At 50.6% G+C, this 24147-nt stretch carries 24 protein-coding genes; 2 read left to right on the top strand and 22 right to left on the bottom strand.

Features of this window, described 5'->3' with window-relative positions; genetic code table 11:
• The first annotated feature begins 31 nt into the window (after positions 1–31).
• Positions 32–2614, top strand: coding sequence for a DNA mismatch repair protein MutS (gene mutS / locus CWI69_RS02865; protein ID WP_198678871.1), 2583 nt, complete (start codon positions 32–34; stop codon positions 2612–2614).
• On the opposite strand, the gene rpoS is transcribed toward mutS, so the two are convergent.
• The 9 genes from rpoS to ftsB are packed head-to-tail and all read right to left on the bottom strand — an operon-like array spanning position 2611 to position 8934.
• The gene (gene rpoS / locus CWI69_RS02860; protein ID WP_126761704.1) at positions 2611–3585 is read right to left on the bottom strand and encodes an RNA polymerase sigma factor RpoS; all 975 of its coding nucleotides are present in this window, start codon (positions 3583–3585) and stop codon (positions 2611–2613) included. The genes mutS and rpoS overlap by 4 nt on opposite strands.
• On the bottom strand, positions 3582–4445 hold the full coding sequence (locus CWI69_RS02855; RefSeq protein WP_126761702.1) for a peptidoglycan DD-metalloendopeptidase family protein: 864 nt from the start codon (positions 4443–4445) through the stop codon (positions 3582–3584). The genes rpoS and CWI69_RS02855 overlap by 4 nt, the downstream gene beginning before the upstream one ends.
• Entirely contained in the window at positions 4426–5007 is a 582-nt protein-coding gene (locus CWI69_RS02850) for a YqaA family protein (RefSeq protein ID WP_126761700.1), read from the bottom strand. Before CWI69_RS02850 ends, CWI69_RS02855 begins: the two co-directional genes overlap by 20 nt.
• The gene (locus CWI69_RS02845) at positions 5004–5639 is read right to left on the bottom strand and encodes a protein-L-isoaspartate(D-aspartate) O-methyltransferase (RefSeq protein ID WP_126761698.1); all 636 of its coding nucleotides are present in this window, start codon (positions 5637–5639) and stop codon (positions 5004–5006) included. The genes CWI69_RS02850 and CWI69_RS02845 overlap by 4 nt, the downstream gene beginning before the upstream one ends.
• Before the next feature lie 13 nt (positions 5640–5652).
• On the bottom strand, positions 5653–6402 hold the full coding sequence (gene surE / locus CWI69_RS02840) for a 5'/3'-nucleotidase SurE (protein WP_126761696.1): 750 nt from the start codon (positions 6400–6402) through the stop codon (positions 5653–5655).
• A gap of 5 nt (positions 6403–6407) precedes the next feature.
• Entirely contained in the window at positions 6408–7478 is a 1071-nt protein-coding gene (gene truD, locus CWI69_RS02835; protein ID WP_126761694.1) for a tRNA pseudouridine(13) synthase TruD, read from the bottom strand.
• Complete coding sequence (gene ispF, locus CWI69_RS02830; protein WP_126761692.1) at positions 7468–7953, bottom strand: 2-C-methyl-D-erythritol 2,4-cyclodiphosphate synthase; 486 nt, start codon at positions 7951–7953, stop codon at positions 7468–7470. The genes truD and ispF overlap by 11 nt, the downstream gene beginning before the upstream one ends.
• Positions 7954–7955: 2 nt before the next feature.
• Positions 7956–8651, bottom strand: a complete 696-nt coding sequence (gene ispD / locus CWI69_RS02825; RefSeq protein ID WP_126761690.1) for a 2-C-methyl-D-erythritol 4-phosphate cytidylyltransferase — start codon at positions 8649–8651, stop codon at positions 7956–7958.
• Positions 8638–8934 (bottom strand): cell division protein FtsB, encoded by a 297-nt coding sequence (gene ftsB, locus CWI69_RS02820; RefSeq protein WP_126761688.1) that lies wholly within the window; start codon positions 8932–8934, stop codon positions 8638–8640. The genes ispD and ftsB overlap by 14 nt, the downstream gene beginning before the upstream one ends.
• Positions 8935–9006: 72 nt before the next feature.
• Here ftsB and CWI69_RS02815 point away from each other — a divergent pair, with 72 nt between their 5' ends.
• Positions 9007–9723, top strand: a complete 717-nt coding sequence (locus CWI69_RS02815) for a sulfite exporter TauE/SafE family protein (protein WP_126761686.1) — start codon at positions 9007–9009, stop codon at positions 9721–9723.
• Between the two features lie 9 nt (positions 9724–9732).
• On the opposite strand, the gene CWI69_RS02810 is transcribed toward CWI69_RS02815, so the two are convergent.
• The 13 genes from CWI69_RS02810 to CWI69_RS02750 all read right to left on the bottom strand — a co-directional run bounded on the left by CWI69_RS02810 (position 9733) and on the right by CWI69_RS02750 (position 24143).
• Complete coding sequence (locus CWI69_RS02810; RefSeq protein ID WP_126761684.1) at positions 9733–10359, bottom strand: hypothetical protein; 627 nt, start codon at positions 10357–10359, stop codon at positions 9733–9735.
• Between the two features lie 17 nt (positions 10360–10376).
• A complete protein-coding gene (eno, locus tag CWI69_RS02805) occupies positions 10377–11672 on the bottom strand; it encodes a phosphopyruvate hydratase (RefSeq protein WP_126761683.1) in 1296 nt (431 codons plus the stop codon).
• 31 nt (positions 11673–11703) lie between these two features.
• Complete coding sequence (locus tag CWI69_RS02800) at positions 11704–13341, bottom strand: CTP synthase (RefSeq protein WP_126761681.1); 1638 nt, start codon at positions 13339–13341, stop codon at positions 11704–11706.
• Positions 13342–13442: 101 nt separating this feature from the next.
• Complete coding sequence (mazG, locus tag CWI69_RS02795; RefSeq protein WP_275070057.1) at positions 13443–14258, bottom strand: nucleoside triphosphate pyrophosphohydrolase; 816 nt, start codon at positions 14256–14258, stop codon at positions 13443–13445.
• Positions 14245–16428 carry a GTP diphosphokinase gene (relA, locus tag CWI69_RS02790; protein WP_126761679.1) on the bottom strand — a complete coding sequence of 728 codons (2184 nt, stop codon included), beginning with the start codon at positions 16426–16428 and terminating at the stop codon, positions 14245–14247. Before relA ends, mazG begins: the two co-directional genes overlap by 14 nt.
• Before the next feature lie 2 nt (positions 16429–16430).
• Positions 16431–17756: a methyltransferase domain-containing protein gene (locus CWI69_RS02785; RefSeq protein WP_126761677.1), complete on the bottom strand. Its 1326-nt coding sequence runs from the start codon at positions 17754–17756 to the stop codon at positions 16431–16433.
• A gap of 1 nt (position 17757) precedes the next feature.
• A complete protein-coding gene (gene pdxJ / locus CWI69_RS02780) occupies positions 17758–18528 on the bottom strand; it encodes a pyridoxine 5'-phosphate synthase (protein ID WP_126761675.1) in 771 nt (256 codons plus the stop codon).
• Between the two features lie 10 nt (positions 18529–18538).
• The gene (gene recO / locus CWI69_RS02775) at positions 18539–19246 is read right to left on the bottom strand and encodes a DNA repair protein RecO (protein WP_126761673.1); all 708 of its coding nucleotides are present in this window, start codon (positions 19244–19246) and stop codon (positions 18539–18541) included.
• Between the two features lie 5 nt (positions 19247–19251).
• On the bottom strand, positions 19252–20166 hold the full coding sequence (gene era, locus CWI69_RS02770; protein ID WP_126761671.1) for a GTPase Era: 915 nt from the start codon (positions 20164–20166) through the stop codon (positions 19252–19254).
• On the bottom strand, positions 20163–20864 hold the full coding sequence (rnc, locus tag CWI69_RS02765) for a ribonuclease III (protein ID WP_198678870.1): 702 nt from the start codon (positions 20862–20864) through the stop codon (positions 20163–20165). The genes era and rnc overlap by 4 nt, the downstream gene beginning before the upstream one ends.
• A 2-nt stretch (positions 20865–20866) precedes the next feature.
• Positions 20867–21790: a signal peptidase I gene (gene lepB, locus CWI69_RS02760; protein WP_126761667.1), complete on the bottom strand. Its 924-nt coding sequence runs from the start codon at positions 21788–21790 to the stop codon at positions 20867–20869.
• A gap of 14 nt (positions 21791–21804) precedes the next feature.
• Positions 21805–23616, bottom strand: a complete 1812-nt coding sequence (gene lepA, locus CWI69_RS02755; protein WP_126761665.1) for a translation elongation factor 4 — start codon at positions 23614–23616, stop codon at positions 21805–21807.
• An 89-nt stretch (positions 23617–23705) separates the two neighbouring features.
• On the bottom strand, positions 23706–24143 hold the full coding sequence (locus CWI69_RS02750; RefSeq protein WP_241971018.1) for a SoxR reducing system RseC family protein: 438 nt from the start codon (positions 24141–24143) through the stop codon (positions 23706–23708).
• Positions 24144–24147: the final 4 nt, after the last annotated feature.

The following is a 24147-nucleotide window of genomic DNA, read 5'->3' as shown; positions in this document are numbered from 1 at the left end:
AAAAACTTACTCTAAACGGATAATAGCAGGCATGCCGACAGCGACAACAGCCAGTGCAGATTTTTCTTCGCATACACCCATGATGCAGCAATACTTACGCATCAAGGCAGAACACGCGGACACGCTTTTGTTCTATCGTATGGGAGACTTCTACGAACTCTTCTTCGATGATGCGCGCAAAGCTGCTGAATTGCTGGATATTTCGCTGACTCAACGCGGTGCAAGTAATGGCAAGCCCATTCCGATGGCGGGTGTACCTTATCATGCTGCCGAAAACTACCTTGCGCGGTTACTGCAGATGGGTGAGTCCGTCGCTATCTGCGAACAAATCGGCGATCCCGCTACCAGTAAAGGGCCGGTTGAACGTCAAGTAGTTCGGGTACTTACTCCGGGGACAGTAACCGACGAAGCTTTGCTCTCAGAAACCAGCGAGAATCTGTTGGTCGCAGTCACCTACGACAACCTATTCGGGATTGCCTGTCTCGATTTAGCCAGCGGTCGTTTTAGTGTCCTGGAGTGTAAGGACGAGCAACAACTGCAAGCTGAACTACAACGCTTACAACCTGCAGAACTCTTGCATCCGGACACCATGACCTGGCAAAAAAACTGGTACCAGAACGGCTCGATCCGACCGCGCCCAGACTGGGAGTTTGCCAGCGACAGCGGTGTTGCATTGCTATGTCGGCAATTTCAGGTTCAACATCTTGACGGCTTTGGCATTACTGCTCTGACCCGTGCAATTGGTGCCGCGGGTGCACTTTTAAGTTACGTAAAACTCACTCAGCGATCGGCGCTTCCGCATATTCAAAGTATTCGCGCTGAACAAGGCGATGACGCGATTCAGATGGATGCCGCAAGCCAGCGTAATCTTGAGTTGGTGACCTCTCTTAGCGGTGCCGCGACGTCGTTGTTTGCCACGCTGAATACCACCGCAACGGCAATGGGTGGTCGGTTATTCCGCCGCTGGCTACAACGACCACTGCGGGATCAACAGGTGCTACGCCAGCGCTACGATGCGGTAGCCGAATTGCAACGCCTTGAGTTAGATGATCTACGCAAGCTGCTGCGTAATATCGGTGATTTAGAGCGAATTCTTTCGCGCATTGGGTTACGCAGCGCCCGTCCGCGCGATCTCACCCGTCTGCGCAGCGCGCTACAGAGTTTACCTGAACTGCGCAGTACACTGGGTAATGCTGAGGCATTAACGCCCTGGACCGCGCGGCTGCAGGACTTCCCTGAGCTACTCCAAACCCTGCAGCAAGCACTTATTGAAACACCACCGATGCTGATCCGTGATGGCGGTGTCATTGCTGATGGCTTTGACGAGGAGCTTGATGAGCAACGTCAGCTTGCAGCGGGCGCGACTGACTTCCTTCGGCAAATCGAAACGCGGGAACGGCAACGCACTGGTATTCAAACCTTAAAGGTCGGTTACAACAAGGTGCATGGCTATTATTTGGAGGCCAGTCGTGCCAGCGCACAGCATATTCCGGCAGATTATCAGCGCCGGCAAACCTTAAAAAATGCTGAACGCTACATTATTCCTGAATTAAAAACCTATGAAGACAAGGTTTTGCAGGCGCAATCGCGGGCGTTGGTAAGAGAAAAATGGCTGTACGAAGCTTTATTAAATGAAGTTGCTGAACATCTGACTCCGCTGCAACAGACCGCCCAAGCGCTGGCTGAAATTGATGTGCTGCGAAGCTTCGCCGCCTTGGCCATTCGTCAGAACTATTGCCGGCCAGAATTACAGCAAACAATCGGTATTGAGCTGCGCGATGCCCGTCATCCGGTTATTGAGCAGCAACTCGAAGAGCCCTTTATCGCCAACGACCTAAGCATTAATGAAGAGCAGCGCATGTTGTTGGTCACAGGTCCCAATATGGGGGGTAAATCAACCTACATGCGTCAGGCGGCCTTGCTGGTTATTATGGCCCACTGCGGCAGTTTCGTGCCGGCTGAGTCAGCCTGTTTTGGCCCGGTTGACCGGATCTTCACCCGTATCGGTGCGTCCGACGATCTTGCCTCAGGACGATCGACGTTTATGGTGGAAATGACGGAAGCTGCGACCATCCTTCATAATGCAACGGCACACAGTCTGGTATTGATGGATGAAATTGGCCGCGGCACTTCAACTTATGACGGTTTAGCCCTGGCCTGGGCCTGTGCTGAAGCGTTATTGGACAACAACCGCTCGCTGACATTATTTGCAACCCATTACTTTGAGCTAACGCAGAGTATCGGCGAGCAAGATGGTTGCGTGAATGTGCATGTTGAAGCAACCGAACATGGTGATAGCATTGTTTTTGAACATCGTGTCACGCGTGGTGCAGCAAACCGTAGTTTTGGGGTTCAGGTGGCGCAACTTGCGGGATTACCAAAAGACGTGCTACTGCGCGCCAGACAAGTATTGGCTGAACTGGAACATCAACCTAAGCAGTTAGTGAACCGTGACGCTATCAGTGATTCACCAGCTACTGAACTGGCCCCTGAAAAGCAATTAGAGCAAGGTGCACTGCAAGCGCTCAGCGAGCTCAGGTTAAACACCATGACTCCACTTGAAGCGCTGCAATGGTTAGCTCACTGGCAACAGCGTCTCACTGAGAAAGACTAATCCACCTGGAACAGCGCATCCAGACTCAGGCCCTGTTGGCGTAACATGTCACGTAAGCGACGCAGGGCCTCGACTTGAATCTGTCTTACCCGCTCACGGGTTAAGCCAATTTCTCTGCCAACATCTTCTAAGGTTGCTGGCTCGTAGCCCATTAAGCCAAACCGTCGCGCAAGAACTTCGCGTTGTTTGCCATTCAGACTGGCCAACCAATCAACGATATGCTCTTTCAGGTCATCGTCTTGCATGACCCCTTCTGGGCCATGGTCATTTTCGTCAGTTAACAAATCAACCAGGGATTTATCGTTATCGCCACCTAAAGGCGTGTCAACGGAAGCAATACGCTCGTTTAAACGCAGCATACGACTGACGTCAGCAACAGACACATCCAATTGTTCAGCTATGTCTTCCGCTGTAGGCTCATGATCGAGCTTATGTGCAAGCTCACGCGATGCGCGCAGGTAACTGTTTAGCTCTTTTACCACATGAATAGGCAAACGGATGGTACGCGTCTGATTCATAATTGCGCGTTCAATCGTTTGGCGGATCCACCAGGTTGCATAGGTTGAGAAACGAAACCCTCGTTCAGGGTCGAACTTTTCGACGGCGCGAATAAGGCCTAAATTCCCTTCTTCCACCAGGTCAAGCAGAGGTAGGCCCCGATTGGTATAACGGCGCGCAATTTTAACAACTAACCGCAGGTTGCTCTCGATCATCCGAGCGCGTGCGGCCTTATCACCCTTAAGTGCCAGCCGCGAGAAGTGAACTTCTTCTTCTGCGGTCAGTAGCGGAGAAAAACCAATCTCGCTGAGGTATAGCTGGGTAGCATCCATTTTTTTCTGATACGTCGCTCGGTTAGCGATGATTTCGTCAAACTCGGAATCATCCGTGTCGGTATCAGAAGCAGCAGACTTTTCCATTTCCGACATGACTTCTTTCTCGTCAACGTCGTCCACGTCATTTTGTCGACTCATTGTGACCCCCGTGGTAAATAGTGCCTCGGATTTACAGACTTCCCGCGAAACCGGACTTCAAAATGCAACTTCACCCGTTCCGCTTCTGTATTCCCCATTTCAGCAATTATGTCCCCTGCGCTGACCCATTGCTGCTCTTTGATTAGCAATTTATCGTTGTGGGCGTACGCAGTTATATAATCATCGTTATGTTTCAGAATAATTAAATTACCATATCCTTTTAAAGCATTACCTGCATAAACAACTTTACCGGCGGCTGCCGCGTGTACTGGGTCACCTTTAGTTCCGGCAAAATCCAATCCTTTATTACCGGCCGCGGCCGTTGAAAAATCACGAATCACTTTATTCTTAGTCGGCCATTGCCATCCCAGCGCATTACTGTCCGGAAACCTCTCCGTCGAGGGTTTTACCACGCCAGGTTGGCGTGCCGGTGCTGGTTGCGCCTCAGGCTTCGGCTCTGAATTCGTAACCTTTTGTTTACTTTTAACCTCACGATACCCTTTCTTTTCGGCGGAATCAACGACTTGTGGCGTTCTCGTTGTCTTAGGGCCTGAGCTAACTGAGGTTATGCGCGGAGTTAGTCGCAATTCCTGTCCCGGGAATATGGTATAGGGTTCGCTAAGGTTGTTGTAATCCGCCAGAGTTCGGACATCGACATTTGCCCGAAAAGCAATAGAATACAGGGTATCGCCTGGTGCCACATGATAGGTGTCACCAGCAAGACTATTAGGCTCGAAGTCGTGAATGCTGGGCCCTTGATAGACACGTGTAACAGGAGCAGGCGCCTGGCGTTGCGCGCAGGCGACCAGAGTCAACAGCACTGTGCTAACCCAGACAATCCTAAAAACGTGTCCATACATAGGCAATTACCGCAAGAATAACCAATGCCCACCCAATTCGGTCAACATAGGTTCGAAGTTTTACGGCCATGACTGGGCCGCCTGTTCGTAATAGCCAGGCTACTAAGTAATAACGTAAACCGCGACTAATAAGTGAACCTAACACAAAAGGTACAAAAAGCACCTGCAACATACCACCTGTAACCGTAAATAACTTGTAAGGCAACGGCGAAAAACCCGCTATGAAAATAATCCAGAAGCCGTAATCCTGGAACCAGCGGGTAATGGTGGCGAGTTTCTCTTCATAGCCTGCCCACTCGATTAATGGCAGAACAAGGGGGTCAAAAGCAAAGTAACCCAGCCAATAACCGGCAATACCGCCGAGCACTGAGGCAATAGTCGTAATAAATGCGAAGAACCATGCACGTTTAGGCTGGGTCATTGCCATTGGTGCCAGCATGACATCGGGCGGTATCGGGAATACGACCGCTTCAGTAAAGCTGATCGCAGCCAAAATTGAAGGAGCGCGGCGATGCTGCGACCAAACCAGTACGCGATCATATAACGAACTAAATAGCTTCATGCCAGACTTCCAGGTACTAACGGAACGAATTTAACGTCACCAAGTTGTTTATGTTCATAGTCATCGCCAAAGCGGCGGATAACGACTAACCGCTGTTTTACCGAGCCCACCGGGATGATCATCACCCCACCGTCAGCCAGTTGTTCCATCAGCGCATGAGGGATATCACTTGCCGCGGCTGTGACAATAATGCCATCGAAAGGAGCTTTTGACTGCCAGCCCTGCCAGCCATCACCATGGCGCATACTGATGTTGTGCAGATCCAGCTTTTTCAAGCGACGTTTGGCCTGATATTGCAGTTCAGCGATGCGTTCAACAGAGAACACGCGATCCACTAATTGCGCGAGAATCGCGGTCTGATAACCACTTCCCGTGCCGATTTCTAATACCGAATGACAATGATGCTGCATCAGTAACTGCGTCATTGACGCGACTATGAGTGGCTGCGAGATCGTTTGCCCCTTGCCAATCGGCAATGCGGTATTCTCATAGGCTTTATGTGCCAATGACTCCGGCATAAACTGATGCCTGGGCGTCGAGCCAATAACCTCGAGTACCTGCTCATTGGTAATACCCTGGTTGCGCAGCTGAGCGACCAAGCGCTTAGCCATTCCCTGGAAATTTTGAATCATGGTAGTGTTATTCTTATTTTTCGGTTAACCAATCGGCCAGCGTCTCCTGATGACTCCGCGCAGTCATATCAAGACTAATCGGTGTAATTGAGACGTAACCTTCTCGTACAGCATAAAAATCGGTATCCTCGCCGTCATCCTGATGACCACCAATAGGGCCATACCAGTAGATTTTACGGCCAAAAGGATCTTTGGACTCGACCATGGTTTCCGCCCGATGCCGGCGTCCCAGGCGCGTGACTTTAATACCTTTCAGCTCGTCATATGGCATGGCTGGCACATTGATATTCAGGATGGTATCAAGTCGCAACGGGTTATCTGCCATTTTTTTGACCACATCGGCAACTACCCGCGCTGCCACATCATAGTAATCTTCACTGCGTGACCCCATTGATACTGCGATAGCTGGAAAGCCCATGTAACGCCCTTCCATCGCTGCAGCAACGGTGCCTGAATAAAGTACATCGTCGCCCATGTTAGGGCCATCATTAATTCCTGAAACGACCAGGTCAACATCATCCGTCAGGGGTGAATTGGTGCCCAGATGCACACAGTCCGTTGGGGTTCCATTGAGTGAGTAGAAACCATTAGCTAAGCGTTGCACCCGTAACGGATTGTGTAAGGTCAACGAGTTGCTCGCGCCGCTGCAGTTGCGATCCGGTGCAATAACCCGCACCTGGGCAATTTCATTCAGGGCTTCGTATAACGCAGCGATACCGGGAGCATGTACGCCATCGTCATTACTCACTAATAATTTCATCATAATGATTAACCTTCTCTCTTATCATGTTCGTCTGCTGAGTTGGTGTTCAGTAGTTCACGCAATAGGCCAGTGGCAAAACTGCCGCTCGGCAAAGTAAAACGTATTTCAGCCGTGCTTGCATCGAGTTGTTCAAACTCTGGCTCCGCAGGTTTTACCAGCAAAGCGCGCCGCGCCAGATCCACGCGTTGCTGTTTAAGCCCCTGAAGCAGCTCGGCATCGGTCTGCAACAAAGTAAACTCAAAGTCAGTCAGATGCGCCTCGCGTGGTTCAGGCCAACTACCCGCCAGAGGTGCCGATAATAAGATATCACCCGAACGCCACCGCGCCAGTAATTCCTCATCCATGGTCTCAATCTGAAAGAATGAACGGCTGCCCGCCAGAATCATAAAGTCGCCTTGTTCCGGCGTCAGACGGCCTGCGGCAATACGCGCACTTACGATGGTATTAAACAGATGACTACGCGCCGCAGAAAGCAATAAGCCTTGTTGCTGGCGACTCCATTTCCTGACCTGTTTGCGGCTTAACTCACCAGTTAACCACGCCCGTGCTTTGCTTAAATTCTGCCCGCCATGACCAAACCGCTGCTCACCAAAGTAATTCGGCACACCTTGCGCAACAACCTGCTGCCAGCGCGCGAAAAGTGCATCGCTGTCACTCACGTCGCGCAGCCGCAATACAAAACGGTTGCCCTGATGGTAGCCCTGCTTTAATTTTTTTTGCTGCTGCACCGCACGTTCGACCCGGAACTCGGGATGTTCAAGCTCATGCCACGCCAGCAGCTCCTGACCAGGCAACTGCACTGAAAACCACTGCCAGGTTTCGGCATGGCGGTCTTTTAAACCCGCGTAGCTCACCTGGCGCTCGGAAACACCGGCAAAATCGGCCAGCTGACGGGCAACAAAGTTGGTGTTTGCGCCGTTTTTATAAACCCACAGCCACTGATGTTCACCAGGCTCATCATCGCCAACGACTAATTGCTCAACCACCTGAAAATCCTGGTTCGACTGCCGGAACTTGCCGGTGACCACGGGCTTTCCGTGCCAATAAGCTAACTCGTTCAGAACATTATCCGTCATTAGTTACCGCCTTCATGATGACCACAGCATGACAGGCGATGCCCTCTTTGCGACCAACAAAACCCAGTTTTTCCGTAGTAGTCGCTTTTACATTGACGCTATCGTCAGCGGCATTAAAGAGTTGCGCTATGCGGACTTTCATTTTTGCAATATAAGGAGCAAGACGTGGTTCCTGCGCCACTACGGTGACATCCAGGTTGCCGAGCTCAAAGCCTTTGCTCTGTGCCTGACTGACAACGTCCGCCAGTAACACCGCACTGTCGGCACCGGCGTATGCAGCGTCTGTATCTGGAAAGTGATGGCCAATATCGCCTAGAGCAAGCGCACCAAGTACAGCGTCAGCAACAGCATGCAGGATCACATCGCCATCTGAGTGGGCGATCACGCCCCGGGTATGAGGAACTTCGATACCTCCCAGCATAAGTGGTTTATCACCACCAAATTTATGCACGTCATAGCCGTGGCCAATCCGCATATTTACTCCTTGTCCAATACAATTAAGCGGGCGATCGCTTCATCACCCGGCTGAGTTATCTTTAAATTACTACGGCGTCCCACCACCAACTGTGGTTGCAAGCCTAAAGCCTCCATGACGGACGCTTCATCGGTTAAATCCGGATGGTCAGTACCAAGCAACTGCCACCCCCGCTGCAGTTCTGCTGCGGGAAAAACCTGCGGTGTCTGTGCCTGCCATAACTGTTCACGGCAAACACTGCCAGAACTACGCTGGCCCGCCTCACTGCGTTTTAAGGTGTCTGCCACAGGTAGAGCTAACAGTGCTCCGACGGGATCACTCAGTGCCGCATCGAGCACCGCCGTCAACTCCGCAGCGGTTAAACAGGGGCGCGCAGCATCATGTACCGCGACCCAGCTGAAACCATCCGCGATCGCGGCTTGTACTCCGGCAGCAACGGAAGCTGCCCGGGTGGCACCACCCTGGACGCGCACAATAGGTTGCTTAACCTTGAACTGCTGGGCACTAAAGTAGGGGTCATCGTTACTGGTAGCAATGTAAATATGGCTAATTCGGGGATCTTGGCACAATGCCTGCACCGTCCACTCAAGTACAGTCTTCTGGCCAAGCTGCAGATATTGTTTAGGGCATTCAGATTGCATTCGCCGACCAATACCTGCGGCCGGAATTACTGCAGCAACCTGCTTAATCGTCGTCATAGGATTTTGGTTTCACCGGTATCAAGCGGAAAAAGGTTTCATCTTGTTTTATCAGACCAAGTTCATTGCGGGCCCGCTCTTCAAGCGCCACCTCGCCTTCGCGCAGATCTTCGATATCAGCAATAAGCACCTGATTACGCTGGCGTAATTTTTGATTCGTTTGCTCTTGTCGCGCGACGTCTTCTTGCAGATGCCAATATTCCGGCAGGCTGTTTTTACCGAACCAAAGTCGGTATTGCAGCACCACCAGCAGCACGAACAAGAAAAGTTTTAGCAGGCGCATCGTTTCACTCGCATGGTATGATGTCCTAAGTATACCTTTCTTTTGTTATGAACCAAGTAATTCAAGGCTAACATGGAATACTACCTTATCGCATTGATCATGTTTGCGGGAGCTTCTTTACAAGGAATTACCGGCTTTGGCTCCGGGCTGGTTGCCGTGCCCCTGTTGAGCCTGCTGATCCCCTTACCCCAGCTCACCCCGCTGTTATCCGTAATCAATGTGGTGATGGCAATCTATTTGTGCTGGTTACTGCGGCACTATTTCAGCTTTAAAAAATGGCACGGGTTGCTTGCAGCGGGCGTTGTTGGCACCTTAGTTGGTAATTTTGCCCTTGCTTATCTGCCTGTCATCACCCTGCAACAAGGCATGGCCGTATTTGTTATCTGCGCGGGTTTATTATTTTGGTTTGGCGTGCAGATAAAACTTCGCGCAACCACGTCGCAACAAGCATTTACCGGCTTATTATCTGGTTTTGCCAATGGTGCACTTACCCTGGGTGGTCCACCCGTCGTACTATTTCTGACCGCCAGTCGGCTCGAGCGTAGTCATTTTCGCGCTACGCTGGCACTATTTTTTCTGGTATTAGGTGTAACCAATGTTATCTCTTTCGCTGCTCAGGGCAGCTACAGCCATGCAGGTTCACCGAAACTTATAGCGCTTTTAGCTGGTGCAATAGCCGGAGCTTATTTCGGTCATCGTGTCAGTCATCTGTTACCTGAGACACTTTTTCGTAAACTAACTCTGGTGGTGGTCATTGGTGCTGGGTTAATGGTACTGCTGACCAGTTAGCTGAGGTGGTTAGTTCCATTTTATGGCAGTTGCTAACAGGAGTTCACGCAACGATAAGGTGCGTGGGTCCGTACGGCCTTTATGCGACCATTGGTGACCGCTGACTGCAGCCTTTAACAGCGCCGTCTCGGGTTTTGCCAGATAAACATGATCGCCATCGGCTTCAGTACTTTCCCCGGTATAAAGAAACCAGCCAAATTCGTTGCAATGTACTCGCCGACCATCACGATCAATACGATCGATGGAATCGAGACGAACCTGTTGTAAACGTGGATCAAGATTTAAGATAGGCACCGTGGTACCAAGTTGAACTTTGCCCGTCGACAGCCAGCTTTCAAGTTTGGTTGCCCGGTTTGCTGCAGGCTTTAACGAACGTTTCTGCGGTGTTTGCCAACTGGCATTCTGAATATCGAGTTCACAGGGACAGTTACTATCTAACATTGCCCGCGCAGCAGTTTTTACGTAATAACTGAGGCTCTTTAATCGCCGTTGCAACCCCATAGGTGATTGCACTTGCAGGCCGGCAAGAAAAATAAGTTCACGTTCATAAAGTGCAGTGCAAAGCTCTGGGAAGGCAGCCGGGTCGTAGCCCGGCTGCCGTTCGACAACTTCGAATATATCGCGTTGGTCGCTCACCGCCAGCTCACTCGAGTTCAGTTCGCCGCGCGAACTTCAGCTCGGCCCCGATAAGGTGCGCTGCCATTGAGCTCTTGCTCGATGCGCAGTAGCTGGTTGTACTTAGCTACCCGATCAGACCGACATAGTGAACCGGTTTTGATTTGTCCTGCGGCTGTACCTACCGCCAGATCTGCAATGGTCGCATCTTCTGTCTCACCAGAACGATGAGAAATAACCGCGGTAAAACCTGCTTCATTTGCCATGCGGATGGCCGCAAGGGTTTCGCTCAAACTGCCAATCTGGTTAAACTTGATCAGAATTGAGTTACCGATACCTTCGTCGATACCGCGCTTAAGGATCTTGGTATTGGTCACGAACAAGTCATCACCGACCAGCTGAACTTTCTCTCCTAACCGCTCAGTCAGAATTTTCCAGCCCTCCCAGTCACTCTCGTCCAAGCCATCTTCAATCGAAATGATCGGATAACGTTCACACAATCCTGCCAGATACTCAGCGAATTCTGCGGCAGTGAACGATTTTCCTTCACCGCTCAGTTGGTATTTGCCGTCACGATAGAACTCAGATGCAGCGCAGTCGAGTGCCAGGGTAACGTCATCACCCATCCGGTAACCAGCTTTTTCCACCGCTTCAACAATAACGGTAAGTGCTTCTTCGTTAGAGCTCAGGTTAGGTGCAAAACCGCCTTCATCACCAACAGCTGTGCTCAGGCCGCGCTCTTGCAGTACTTTTTTAAGAGCATGGAAAATCTCAGCGCCCATTCGCAAGCCTTCGCGGAAGTTTTCTGCACCCACTGGCTGAATCATGAATTCCTGAATATCAACATTGTTATCGGCGTGTTCACCACCGTTAAGAATATTCATCATCGGTAACGGCATGCTGTAACGACCGCTGGTGCCGTTCAAATTTGCGATATGAGCGTATAATGGCACACCCGCGCTGGCTGCAGCAGCTTTAGCGGTGGCCAGGGAGACGGCTAAAATGGCATTCGCACCCAGGTTCTCTTTATTCTCGGTACCATCCAGTTCAAGCATAAGACGGTCAACCTGTTGTTGATCGGCTGCCTCAACGCCCATTAATTTGCCAGCAATACGGTCGTTCACATTCGCCACTGCCTGCAATACGCCTTTGCCGAGATAGCGCTGCTTATCGCCGTCGCGCAGTTCGAGCGCCTCACGCGAGCCCGTTGAAGCGCCACTCGGCGCTGCCGCACGTCCCCAGTGACCATCACTTAAATGCACATCGACTTCAATAGTCGGATTACCGCGCGAATCCATAATCTCGCGAGCTACAATAGATTGAATTGTTGCCATGCTAAAACTTCACTCCTGTGTTCAGCGACGGTTAGCCACGTCGTTGCTTTTGATACTTACCGGCAGCTTCAATAAAGCCGCGGAACAACGGATGTCCATCACGTGGGGTCGAGGTAAACTCCGGATGGAATTGCGCCGCAACAAACCACGGATGTTCAGGTATTTCAATAATCTCTACCAAACGGTTATCGTGCGACCAACCGGAAATTTTCAGTCCCGCAGATTCCAACCGTTCGATGTAATTACCGTTCACTTCGTAACGATGGCGATGACGCTCACGAATCACATCTTCGCCATACAAGTCGCGGGCACGGCTGCCTGCCACCAGGTTACACGGCTGTGCACCTAAGCGCATGGTGCCGCCTAAGTCAGAATGTTGATCACGTAACTCTTTTTGCCCTTTTTCATCCATCCACTCGGTGATCAGACCCACCACCGGATGTTTGGTATTTTCATCGAATTCGGTACTATTCGCACCTTCTAAACCGGCGACGTTACGGGCATATTCAATCAACGCAATTTGCATACCCAGACAAATACCCAGGTAAGGAATTTTGTGTTCGCGGGCATATTGCGCAGCCATGATCTTGCCACGAATTCCGCGCTCGCCAAAACCGCCGGGAACAATGATGGCATCCACATCAGCCAACTTTGCAACACCTTTGGTTTCAACATCCTGCGCATCGATATAGCGCAGGTTAACCGTCAGACGATTTTTCAGACCAGCGTGGGCAAGTGCCTCGTTCACTGACTTGTACGCATCTGGCAATTCTATATATTTGCCAACAAAACCAATGGTCACTTCACCGCTTGGATTGGATTCCTGATAAAGCACTTGCTCCCATTCCGCCAAATCGGCTTCCGGGCGATCCAAACGAAAACGGTTGACGACAATTTCATCAAGCCCCTGGGATTTCAGAATCGCCGGAATCTTATAAATGCTATCAACGTCTTTCAGACCAATGACCGCACGTTCTTCAACGTTGGTGAATAGCGCAATTTTAGAGCGCTCATTCGCCGGCAAAGCGCGATCGGAACGACAGATTAGAATATCTGGCTGAATACCAATAGAACGTAATTCTTTGACTGAATGCTGGGTCGGTTTGGTTTTAACTTCGCCGGCCGCGCCAAGAAAAGGTACCAGGGTCAAATGCATAAACAGCGTGCGGTCACGGGTAACTTCGGTACCTAGCTGTCGAATGGCTTCGAGGAAAGGTTGTGACTCGATGTCACCCACAGTACCGCCGATCTCAATAATCGCGATATCGTAACCTTCACCACCCTCGACAATGCGACGTTTTATTTCGTTGGTGATATGTGGAATCACCTGAATGGTCGCGCCAAGAAATTCACCACGACGCTCACGACGAATAATATCTTCGTAGACACGGCCTGCGGTGAAGTTGTTCTTCTTCGACATACGCGTACGAATAAAACGTTCGTAATGTCCAAGGTCGAGATCGGTCTCGGCACCATCTTCGGTAACAAAAACCTCACCATGCTGAATCGGGCTCATCGTGCCCGGATCGACGTTGATGTAAGGGTCGAGTTTAAGGATTGTGACCTGTAAGCCACGTGCTTCGAGAATTGCCGCCAATGAAGCTGCAGCAATACCTTTGCCCAGCGAAGATACTACACCGCCGGTGACGAAAATATAATTAGTTGTCATGCGAAACCTAAGTCGTCAGGTAAAATAAGGGAATTGCTTCAAGACGGGAAAACAGTATACCTTAAGGACTGAATTCCGACAATTTAAAATTCATCGGAATATCAAAGCCGTTTAACCTGCTGCCACTCATCTTCCAATTCCTCGAGACTCAATTCGTTAGCGGTAAGCCCTCGCTCTGCCAGGCGCTGTTCGATAGCTTGAAAACGTTGTTTGAACTTTAAATTGGTACGCCGCAATGCGTGTTCAGGATTTACCTGAGCGTGACGCGCCAGATTCACTACCGCAAAGAGTACATCACCGATCTCATCCTCGATGGCCTGCTGATCTGGCTGCGGTGCATCGAGTTCGGCTTCCACCTCAGCTATTTCTTCTTTAATTTTGGCAATCACCGGCTCTATACTATGCCAGTCGAAACCGACGTTCGCCGCACGTTTTTGCAGTTTCTGTGCCAGTAAAATACTTGGTAAATTATCTGGTATGCCCGCAAAAACCGAATGATCAACGCCCTGCTCCGCGCGCTCTTGTTGTTTTATTTGCTCCCACTGCGCTTTAATTTCCGCATCACTTTGCGCAGCAGCATCACCAAATACATGAGGATGACGGCGAATCAGTTTATCCGCAGTTTGCTGCGCGACATCATCAAAGCCGAATTTATCCTCTTCCTGCGTCAGCTGCGTATAAAAAACCACCTGAAACAAGAGGTCGCCCAATTCATCTTTTATCGCGTCATCATCACCTTCGGTCAACGCAGCAGCCACTTCATAGGCTTCTTCAATGGTGTAGGGAATCAAACTGGTTAAGCTTTGCTTTAAATCCCATGGGCAGCCATTCTCAGGATCGCGTAATCGCTGCATCACGGTGAGTAATGCTGCTACGCCGGGAAAGCGATCCGTCACATTTGTATTAGTTGTTGCCACTTCGTTCCACCTTATGAATACCTTTTACCTGCTGCAACCGCGCAATGATCCTTTGCAAACTGGTTTGACTCTCAATAAATACCCCGAGCGATATTCGTGCTTGCTGGGTCGCAGCATCAGTCTGTGAGTCTAACTGCGCCACACTGGTCTTTTCGTTTGCCAAAATTGCCGTGACATCATGCAGCAAGCCGTTACGGTCGTCCGCATCGATTTGTAAGTCAGCACGATAACGGCCGTAATCGGTGCGGCTCCAGCTCACTTGCAAACCACGTTCAGGGTGCGTTTCTAATAAATGCTTAAGCTGTTCACAAGCGCGGTGATGCACCGAAACGCCCCGTCCCTGCGTGACAAAGCCCATAATCGGCTCACCTGGTAAGGGCTGACAGCACTTGGCAAATTGCACTAACAAATTACCTATGCCCTGCACACTAACATCACTTTGTTTGCCCGGTTTACGCTGTGGCCGCTTCTGTAACCGTTCCAATCGCTCAGATGCAGCATCCGGTGCCGGCTTGAGTTGATTCACCACCTGATTCAGACGCACATCTCCAGCGCCTATCGCTGCTAAGAGATCGTCCAAATGGTTAAAATTGAAACGCGCTAACACCGTGGTTGCCTGACTGAGCGGAACGTCAAACTTGTTCAATTCGGCTTCCAGCAACTCACGGCCCGCTTTCAAATTTTTATCACGGTCGAGTTTTTTGAAATAGGTAACCACTTTGCTACGGGCACGCGAGGTACATAAATACCCCAACGCTGGGTTGAGCCAGTCACGGCGGGGTTTGACCGCTTTCTGGGTCAATATTTCCACCCGCTCACCATTCTTCAAAGTATAGGTAAACGGCACTATGTGACCGTCAACCTTTGCTCCCACGCAGCGGTGGCCGACCTGAGAGTGGATGTAATAGGCAAAATCTAAAGGTGTCGCACCCTGAGGTAAATCAATCACTTCGCCTTTCGGGGTAAAAACATAGACCCGATCTTCAAACACCTGAGACCGGACTTCAGCCACCAGTTCATCGTTCTCGGCCATGTCTTCGTGCCAGGCGAGCAATTTGCGTAACCAGGCGATTTTCTCTTCAAATCCACCAGCTTTGCTACTGGAACCTTCTTTATAAAGCCAATGGGCGGCGACACCGAGTTCGGCATCGTCGTGCATGGCCTGAGTACGGATTTGAATCTCGACATGTTTAGCTTCAGGGCCAATCACCACGGTGTGGATAGACTGGTAACCGTTGGCTTTGGGCGTCGCAATATAGTCGTCAAATTCTGACTGAATGTGCCGGCACTGGCTATGCACCACACCAAGCGCAGCATAGCAGTCCTTCAGTGACTGGGTGATGATCCGAACCGCACGGATATCGTACAGCTGTTCAAAGTTAAGATGCTTTTTCTGCATCTTTCGCCAGATGGAATAGATATGCTTGGGACGACCATAAACATCGGCATCTACACCTTCGTGCCGTAATTCCTTACTTAAATTCGCGACAAACTGTTCAATATACTCTTCACGATCCAGACGTCGTTCATGCAGTTGTTTTGCGATACTTTTGTAGGTTTGCGGATGCAGATAACGAAACGCCAGATCTTCAAGCTCCCACTTCAGCTGGCCTATGCCCAGCCGGTTTGCCAGTGGCGCGTAGATATCCTGACATTCTTTTGCAACCAGAACGCGGGTCTCTTCGTCATCATTTTTAACTTCGCGAAGTCGACAAATACGTTCTGCCAATTTGATCAAGACAGCTCTTACATCTGCCACCATTGACAGCAACATGCGCCGCACATTATCAATTTGTTCAGCATTAGGTTTACCATGTTGGAAATGCTGCAGATCGCTGATCATCTGCATTTGCTGGACAGCATCAAGCAAGGCGACCAATTCGGCAAGTTTCGGGTCCTGCTGCTGCAGCTGTTCTGCGCTGACTTTCTGCGCCTGGTACGCAGGACTATAGAGTGCCGCCAGCAGCGACTCGGTATCAAGATTCAAAGCGGCCAGAATCTCTACCATTTCCTGCCCTTTTATAAGCAGTTCAGGTTGCGATTTCGTATGTTGCTTTAGCTGCTGATAGTGGCTGGTCAGTTGCGCCTTTACCTCGTCCGCAGCAATATGCTGCAACCAATCGCCGTGTTGCTCAGGCCTGTCAACATGGGTACTGCGCACGTGGACCACAGCTATGCCTCCCGTTCAAACCAAGTCAGACATTCAATGTGATGGGTTTGCGGGAACATGTCAACGATTTGCGCCCGCTCCAGACGATAACCGGCGGCGAGTAGAATCTTCGCATCGCGCGCCAGAGTATCGGGTGCACAGGACACGTAAATCACCCGCTGTGGCTGCCGCGCACAGACTTCTTTGATAGCGTGTGCAGCGCCCGCCCGCGCTGGGTCAAGTAGTACTTTGTTAAACTCAGTATGCGCCCAATCATAGTGCTGCCAATCCTGGCTAAGGTCAGCCTGAAACGCACTAATATCCAGCCCATGCTGATGGGCGTTTTGCAACAGCCGGTCCACCATTGACTGCACCCCTTCAATGGCGGTGACTTGTGCGCCTTGTTTTGCCATAGGCAGACTAAAGTTACCGCTACCGGCATAGAGTTCGAGAACCTTATCCTGAGCTTGTGGGTCGAGCCAGTGTAATGCCTGTTTAACCAGCGCCACACTTAATTGTCCGTGGGCCTGCAAAAAGTCGCCGGGTTGAAAGCTTAACTCCGTTAGCCAGCTGGTATAGCTCGGCATTCCCTGCTGCGGATCGAGCGGCTGCGGGGCTGCCCCGTCAGATTGCAGCCAGAAATGCACTTGATGCTGCTGCGCAAAATTCGTCAGCCGACCCAGATCGGCAGCGGCCGGCATATGGTGCAGGCGTAACACTACACTAACGACGTTAGTGGCAATTAATTCGACATGCCCCAACTGGCTGACCAGGGCCAACTGCGCCAACAAATCGCGTAATGGTGCCAGTAACCTGGTCAATGCCTCATCACTTATCAGGCAGTCATTAATTTCAACGATAGCTTTACTGCTCGCCTGCCGCAGGCCAAGTTTTAATCTGCGCCGTTTACCATCCCAATGGCAGGCCAGCCGTAAGCGCCTACGGTAGCGCCAGGCGTCCGCGGTAAGGGGAGACTCCCAGTTGGCGATTTGATGTTCGGCAAACTTGGCAAACAATTCGCTCACGACTTGCTGTTTATGCTGCCGTTGTGCGGCAAGCTCCAGGTGTTGCAGGTCGCAGCCACCGCAGTCCTGGTAATAAGGACAAGGCGCAGAGACACGCTCTGCTGCGGGTTCTTTTATCTTGACTAACTCACCCTGCCACTTTCCCTGCGGTTGAAAATCAATTACCTCGTTGCTCAGCGCGCCGCTAACAAAACGTACACCACGGGTATCACGCACCACCCCCCTTCCCTGATGGTCGAGTGCGCTGACTTTGACGTCGCGTTGGATGGCCGCTTGCTTAGCCTTGTGCTTGCCGGCTCGCGAAGGACGATAAACCTGCGCCATGTCAGCCTTTTACGGCACGCGAGTTAGCCCGCGCATGAAGCATAAGATTTTTCATATCACGGACCGCCTGGTCGAGGCCCACCAACACCGCACGAGCAATAATTGCGTGGCCGATATTGAGTTCAACCAGTTCTGGCAGCGCTGCTACGGCTGCAGTGTTGGAGTAATGTAAGCCATGTCCGGCATTGACCTGCAAGCCAGCGGCTTGCGCGTGTTTAGCCGCATCATGGAGCATCACCAGACTGTGATGTTGTTGCGCTAGGTCCGATTGTTCTGCGTAGTGTCCCGTATGTAATTCGATAATTTTGGCACCGGTTGCTACCGCTGCATCAATTTGTTTTCTGTCAGCATCAATAAATAATGATGTTTCGATGCCATGTTCCGCTAGCCGCGAAACAGCATCTTTGATTTTATCCTGTTGCCGGGCAACATCCAGACCGCCTTCCGTCGTCAGTTCTTCTCGCTTTTCTGGTACCAGACAGCAATAGGCGGGTTTTACCCGACAAGCGATGCCGAGCATCTCCTCGGTAACAGCCATCTCCAGATTCATCCGGGTTTGCAGTGTTTCGGCGAGCAAATCGACATCACGATCTGTAATATGGCGACGATCTTCGCGCAGATGTATGGTGATGCCGTCCGCCCCGGCCTGTTCGGCAATGGCTGCCGCGGCGACTGGATCGGGATAGGCCACACCACGCGCATTGCGAACCGTAGCAACATGATCAATATTCACACCAAGCAGAATGGGATTACCGAGAGCAACATGATGCATCGTTCGTTCCTTATTGTTTAGACTTTTGTGAAAGTTGTGACAACTGAGCGAACAGCTGACGACTTTTTAACGGTTGCTCACCGAGGTACGGCAGCAGTGCCTGGCGCATGATGAGCTTCATTGAGTTTAGCAGGCCAGGATTTGTTAGCTCAAATGTTGCCAGTTGCTGTATCTGAGTGCCAGGCAGGTCACCTGGTCGCGCTTCGCTAACCCGGCAAAACCCCTGCTCTGCGGCAAAGCGATAATAGCCAGAGGGTGTTATCGCCTCGCCCTGATCATCGGTAAACCAATCAAAACCATGGCCCAGCTGACATAACAGACGCCATTCAAATTCCCTTAGCACGGGCTCAACCTGAGTCGCCTGACCAAGTTGTGCAATGGCATTCTGGTAATCACTAAACAGGCCATCAAGCGGCTGATAGTTGGAGGTTAAACGTTGTACCAGTTCATTCAGGTAAAATCCGCTGTATAGCGCCACACCGTGCAACGGCACGCTATCGCCAAGCGCTTCGGCATGGGTAAGCGTCTGTAGTTCATGCCGCCCGCGCGATTTAATGAGTAACGGTGTGAAGGGTTGCAGGATGGCGCGCCACTGGCTTTTCGGCCGGCGTGCGCCCTTGGCAACGACCCGGAAGCGCCCCTGATCACGGCTTAGCAGCTCGACAATGAGACTCGAGTCCTGGTAGGGCCAGCGATGCAGAACAAAAGCTGGTTCCACCCCCGCTAATCCTCGTTGTAGCCTAAACTGCGTAACGCGCGCTCGTCATCGGCCCAGCCGGATTTTACTTTAACCCAGAGTTCTAAATGAACCTTGCCACCGATCAGCTTTTCAATATCACGGCGCGCTTCAGTACCGACGGTTTTCAGCTTACTGCCACCAGCGCCGATAACCATACGTTTCTGGCCATCGCGTTCCACCAGAATGAGTGCATTTATATGGGTGGTTCCAGTAGGGGCTGTTTGAAAGCGTTCGATTTCGACTGTGGTGCTGTAAGGTAATTCATCACCGGTAAAACGCATCAGCTTTTCACGGATAATTTCCGCCGCCATAAACCGCATGGAACGATCCGTAACATAGTCTTCAGGATAGTGGTGCACACCGGGTTTAGCATAGCTGTGAACCAGTTGGCGGAGCCCTTCGACTTTGTCACCCGTTTTTGCCGATAAAGGAATGATTTCGGCAAAGTCGTGACGTTCGGCAAACTTTTGTAGCAGCGGTAATAACGCAGCTTTGTCTTTAATCTGATCGACTTTATTAACCACCAGAATGATCGGCTGTCGGCTCTTTATTAACTTGGCCAACACCATGTCATCTTCCTGCGTCCAGCGCTCGGCTTCGACCACAAACAGAACCACTTCAACACCACTAATTGAACTGGTGGCAGCACGGTTCATTAAGCGGTTGATGGCTTTCTTCTCGTCTTTGTGAAGACCCGGTGTATCGACATAAACAATTTGCCGTTCGCCTTCAGTTTCAATACCCAGAATACGATGGCGAGTCGTTTGCGGTTTGCTCGAAGTAATACTGATTTTCTGCCCGAGAATGCGGTTTAATAGTGTGGATTTACCTACATTAGGACGGCCAACGATAGCCACAAACGCGGATGCAGATTCTGTTAAGTCGTTTTCATTGGTCATTTTTTCGTTTGCTCCTGCGCTTGCAATACTTCTAAAGTTTGTTCGGCAGCTTGTTGTTCGGCTTTACGGCGACTGGTGCCGCTACCTAATACTGGTTCGGCGAGCAGCTCCGTTTTGCAACTTACTGTAAAGCGTTGATTATGCGCCTGCCCTTGAATAGTCACAACTTCGTATAAGGGCAAGGGTAATTGACGTCCTTGCAAGTATTCCTGCAAACGGGTTTTTGGGTCTTTATGTCCAGCGCCCGGTTTAATATGATTCAGTTGCGCTTGGTACCAGTTCAGCACCACGTTGCGACAATTTTCTAAATCGCTTTCCAGGTACATTGCCCCTAACAAGGCTTCAACTGCGTCGGCAAGAATAGACTCGCGGCGATGACCACCACTTTTCATCTCACCTGGCCCTAACCATAAATGGCGACCGAGCTGAAATTTCTGTGCCAGTTTGGCAAGGGAACGACCACAGACCAGGGTCGCACGCATACGGCTGAGGTCGCCTTCATCGATATTGGGGAAACGCTCATACAGAGCTTCGCTGATGATAATACCCAGTACCGAATCCCCGAGGAACTCCAGTCGTTCATTATGCTGTGCGTTGGCACTCCGGTGAGTTAACGCTTGTTCGAAGCGCTCCCGGTTAATAAATGTATAGCCAAAGGCTTGTTCTAATTCACTCAATGGTGGCTTTGGTAAGCTCACTGTTAATCTACCCCGCCTAACCTTTCCCAACGTATACCACTGGGTATCCATGTTGGTAGCCAGCTGGATTCAGGCCGTTCCATTTCGAAACTCATCCAGATGAAAACCGCCTCACCCACGAGGTTCTCTTCGGGTACGAACCCCCAGTAGCGGCTGTCTTCTGAATTATCACGATTATCGCCCATAACAAAGTAACTGGCTTCAGGCACTATCCACTCATCACGTGCGGTGCCCTGTTGTTGAAAATAGAAACGCTCACGGCCACCCACTGTAGGGTCGATCAACGTCGCGTGTTCCGTTGAACCAAGCTGTTCATCAAAGCGTTGCAGCGGCGTAGCACCATTAAAGTAGAAAGCATCGGCCCGCACCAGATTCCGCGCGATCACTTTCAGTGGCGGACACTCTGTCTGACTGTCCTCACATGCTGGCTCAATATAAAGTGTTTTATTGCGATAAATGACGCGATCCCCGGGTAACCCAACCACTCTTTTAATAAAATCTAATGTCGGTTCTGGTGGATATTTGAAGACCGCAATATCACCACGTTCCGGTTTACCTGTTTCGATCAGTTCATGACGCCAGATGGGATCACGTAAACCGTAGCTGAATTTTTCCACCAGAATGAAATCGCCCTCAAGCAAGGTAGGCATCATCGAAGCTGACGGGATCCGAAAAGGTTCATAGAAGAAAGAACGCAAAATCAGTATCACAAACAAAATCGGGAACACCGACTGGGCAAACTCTGCAACGTTGCTTTGCGGTGCAATACGTTGTTGTGCTTCGCTGTCAAGGCTTTGCTGTAAACGCTGTTCCTCAGCTGATATACGCTGTTGACGTTTCGGCTTTAAAACCTTAGCGTCAAACAACCAAATGAGTCCCGCGACAATTGTCACGACCGTAAGCAGTACCGAATAAAAGTTTGCCATGCTTGACCTTGTGGTTATTTCCCTACTTTAAGCACCGCGAGGAATGCCTCTTGCGGAACCTCGACATTCCCTAACTGTTTCATCCGCTTTTTACCTTCTTTCTGCTTCTGTAACAGTTTCTTCTTGCGACTCACATCACCGCCATAACATTTTGCGGTCACGTTTTTACGTAGCTGTTTCACTGTCGAGCGCGCAATGACGTGATTGCCAATGGTCGCCTGAATTGCGATATCAAACATTTGCCGCGGTATCAGTTCGCGCATTTTCTCAACCAGTAACCGCCCACGGCCCTGCGAGTGATCACGGTGAGTAATCATGGCAAGAGCATCCACACGATCACCGTTAATCAACACATCGACACGAACCATATCGGCTTCCTGGAAGCGTTTGAACTGGTAATCCAGGGATGCGTAGCCACGTGAAGTTGATTTCAGGCGGTCGAAAAAGTCCATGACCACTTCTGCCATTGGCAATTCATAGGTCACCGCCACCTGTTTACCGTGGTAAGCCATTTTCGTCTGCACGCCGCGCTTATCGACACACAAGGTAATCACATTACCAAGGTAATCCTGTGGTACCAGAATATTGGCTTCGACAATAGGTTCGTAAATCGCTTCAATATCGTTGACCGGTGGTAAGTTCGTCGGGTTATCGACGCTAAGTTCTGTACCGTCGGTTTTCACTACCTTGTAAACAACAGTCGGTGCTGTAGTGATCAGATCAATATCGTATTCACGTTCCAGCCGCTCCTGAATAATTTCCATGTGCAGCATGCCAAGGAAGCCACAACGAAAACCAAAGCCAAGTGCCGACGAGTTTTCAGGTTCATAAAATAACGAGGCATCGTTCAATGACAGCTTGCCAAGGGCATCACGGAAATTCTCGTAATCGTCGGACGAGATGGGGAACATGCCGGCATACACCTGCGGTTTCACTTTTTTAAAACCTGGTAACGCACGCTCGGCCGGAGTTTTTGCCAAGGTCAGGGTATCGCCCACGGGCGCACCCAGAATGTCTTTGATACCGGCAATCACAAAGCCAACTTCACCACAGCGTAAAATGCCGGTTTCCGTTGGTTTCGGCGAGAAAAAGCCAACTTTATCGATTTGATGACTTTGCCCGGTCGACATTACTTTCATTTTATCGCCAGCGCGCAGGGTACCGTTTTTCACACGTACTAACGACACCACGCCCTGATAGTTATCAAACCATGAGTCAATAATCAGTGCTTGTAAAGGCGCGTCGGGATCACCTTGCGGCGGCGGAATTTGACGCACAATACGTTCCAGTACTTCGGTTATACCGACACCGGTTTTTGCCGAGCACTGTACTGCATCGATCGCTTCAATCCCGACAATGTCTTCAATTTCTTCAGCCACCCGCATCGGATCTGCTTGCGGCAAGTCGATTTTGTTCAGAACCGGCACCACTTCCAGATCCATTTCGATCGCGGTATAGCAGTTCGCCAGAGTTTGCGCTTCCACACCCTGAGCAGCATCAACCACGAGCAATGCACCTTCACAACCAGCTAAGCTACGCGAGACCTCGTAAGAGAAGTCAACGTGCCCCGGGGTATCGATAAAATTCAGTTGATAGCTTTCACCGTCTTCGGCGGTGTAATGCAAGGTGACACTCTGCGCCTTGATGGTAATGCCACGTTCACGCTCAAGATCCATGGAGTCGAGGACCTGTTCAGCCATTTCACGATCGGATAGGCCGCCGCAATCCTGAATAAGTCGGTCAGATAAAGTCGATTTACCGTGGTCAATATGCGCAATAATCGAAAAATTTCGAATGTTTTCTTGCTTAAACGCCCGTTCTGGCATTCATGCCCCCGCAACTACTAAATGAAATACGTGAATAACCGGTGATCATACTGATAATACGGCTCATAACAAAGGATTTTCGGGAGATTTCAGTGCAATTGTTGCACCTGGAGCAATTGACTAACTTTAACATCACGCATTTGGAACCAGCGTTTCAGCCCCCAAAACGAGGCAGCAAAGCCTGCCAGGGAGAGTAGGATGGCCCTACCCTCGCTGATACCAAACAGCAGTTGCGCTACTATAGCCGTTATTAACAGTGCCATCAGGGGGACACCATAAATTAGCAACGAGGCTCGGGTTAACATTTGTTCGGGTAGCAGCAATTCAATTTGTTCGCCCGCGGTAAAATTCATACCCGCCGGTTTTGCCACTCTGAATTCTGCCCGGCGATCGGAAAATGCCTTGGAAATAATACCTGCGCCGCAATTTGACTGCTGGGCGCAGCCTGAACAGCCAGATTTAAGCTCAGTAGTTACCAGCAAGGTATCCTGCTCGACGGTTTTTATGATGGCGACTTCTCTAATCATTAGC

Source organism: Pseudidiomarina halophila, from assembly GCF_003987215.1.
GTDB classification, from domain to species: Bacteria; Pseudomonadota; Gammaproteobacteria; order Enterobacterales; family Alteromonadaceae; genus Pseudidiomarina; species Pseudidiomarina halophila.
This window is presented reverse-complemented; position numbering and strand designations above follow the sequence as displayed.

Bases quoted from the DNA above. Each gene is read 5' to 3' on its own strand.
- CWI69_RS02785 (WP_126761677.1), bottom strand. From the start codon at position 17,756: ATGGCGCAGGTTTATCGTCCTTCGCGAGCCGGCAAGCACAAGGCTAAG.
- CWI69_RS02800 (WP_126761681.1), bottom strand. From the start codon at position 13,341: ATGACAACTAATTATATTTTCGTCACCGGCGGTGTAGTATCTTCGCTG.
- ftsB (WP_126761688.1), bottom strand. From the start codon at position 8,934: ATGCGCCTGCTAAAACTTTTCTTGTTCGTGCTGCTGGTGGTGCTGCAA.
- ispD (WP_126761690.1), bottom strand. From the start codon at position 8,651: ATGACGACGATTAAGCAGGTTGCTGCAGTAATTCCGGCCGCAGGTATT.
- rpoS (WP_126761704.1), bottom strand. From the start codon at position 3,585: ATGAGTCGACAAAATGACGTGGACGACGTTGACGAGAAAGAAGTCATG.
- surE (WP_126761696.1), bottom strand. From the start codon at position 6,402: ATGATGAAATTATTAGTGAGTAATGACGATGGCGTACATGCTCCCGGT.
- lepA (WP_126761665.1), bottom strand. From the start codon at position 23,616: ATGCCAGAACGGGCGTTTAAGCAAGAAAACATTCGAAATTTTTCGATT.
- ispF (WP_126761692.1), bottom strand. From the start codon at position 7,953: ATGCGGATTGGCCACGGCTATGACGTGCATAAATTTGGTGGTGATAAA.
- lepB (WP_126761667.1), bottom strand. From the start codon at position 21,790: ATGGCAAACTTTTATTCGGTACTGCTTACGGTCGTGACAATTGTCGCG.
- CWI69_RS02845 (WP_126761698.1), bottom strand. From the start codon at position 5,639: ATGATTCAAAATTTCCAGGGAATGGCTAAGCGCTTGGTCGCTCAGCTG.
- era (WP_126761671.1), bottom strand. From the start codon at position 20,166: ATGACCAATGAAAACGACTTAACAGAATCTGCATCCGCGTTTGTGGCT.
- CWI69_RS02850 (WP_126761700.1), bottom strand. From the start codon at position 5,007: ATGAAGCTATTTAGTTCGTTATATGATCGCGTACTGGTTTGGTCGCAG.
- CWI69_RS02815 (WP_126761686.1), top strand. From the start codon at position 9,007: ATGGAATACTACCTTATCGCATTGATCATGTTTGCGGGAGCTTCTTTA.
- CWI69_RS02855 (WP_126761702.1), bottom strand. From the start codon at position 4,445: ATGTATGGACACGTTTTTAGGATTGTCTGGGTTAGCACAGTGCTGTTG.
- eno (WP_126761683.1), bottom strand. From the start codon at position 11,672: ATGGCAACAATTCAATCTATTGTAGCTCGCGAGATTATGGATTCGCGC.
- pdxJ (WP_126761675.1), bottom strand. From the start codon at position 18,528: ATGCATCATGTTGCTCTCGGTAATCCCATTCTGCTTGGTGTGAATATT.
- truD (WP_126761694.1), bottom strand. From the start codon at position 7,478: ATGACGGATAATGTTCTGAACGAGTTAGCTTATTGGCACGGAAAGCCC.
- CWI69_RS02750 (WP_241971018.1), bottom strand. From the start codon at position 24,143: ATGATTAGAGAAGTCGCCATCATAAAAACCGTCGAGCAGGATACCTTG.
- mutS (WP_198678871.1), top strand. From the start codon at position 32: ATGCCGACAGCGACAACAGCCAGTGCAGATTTTTCTTCGCATACACCC.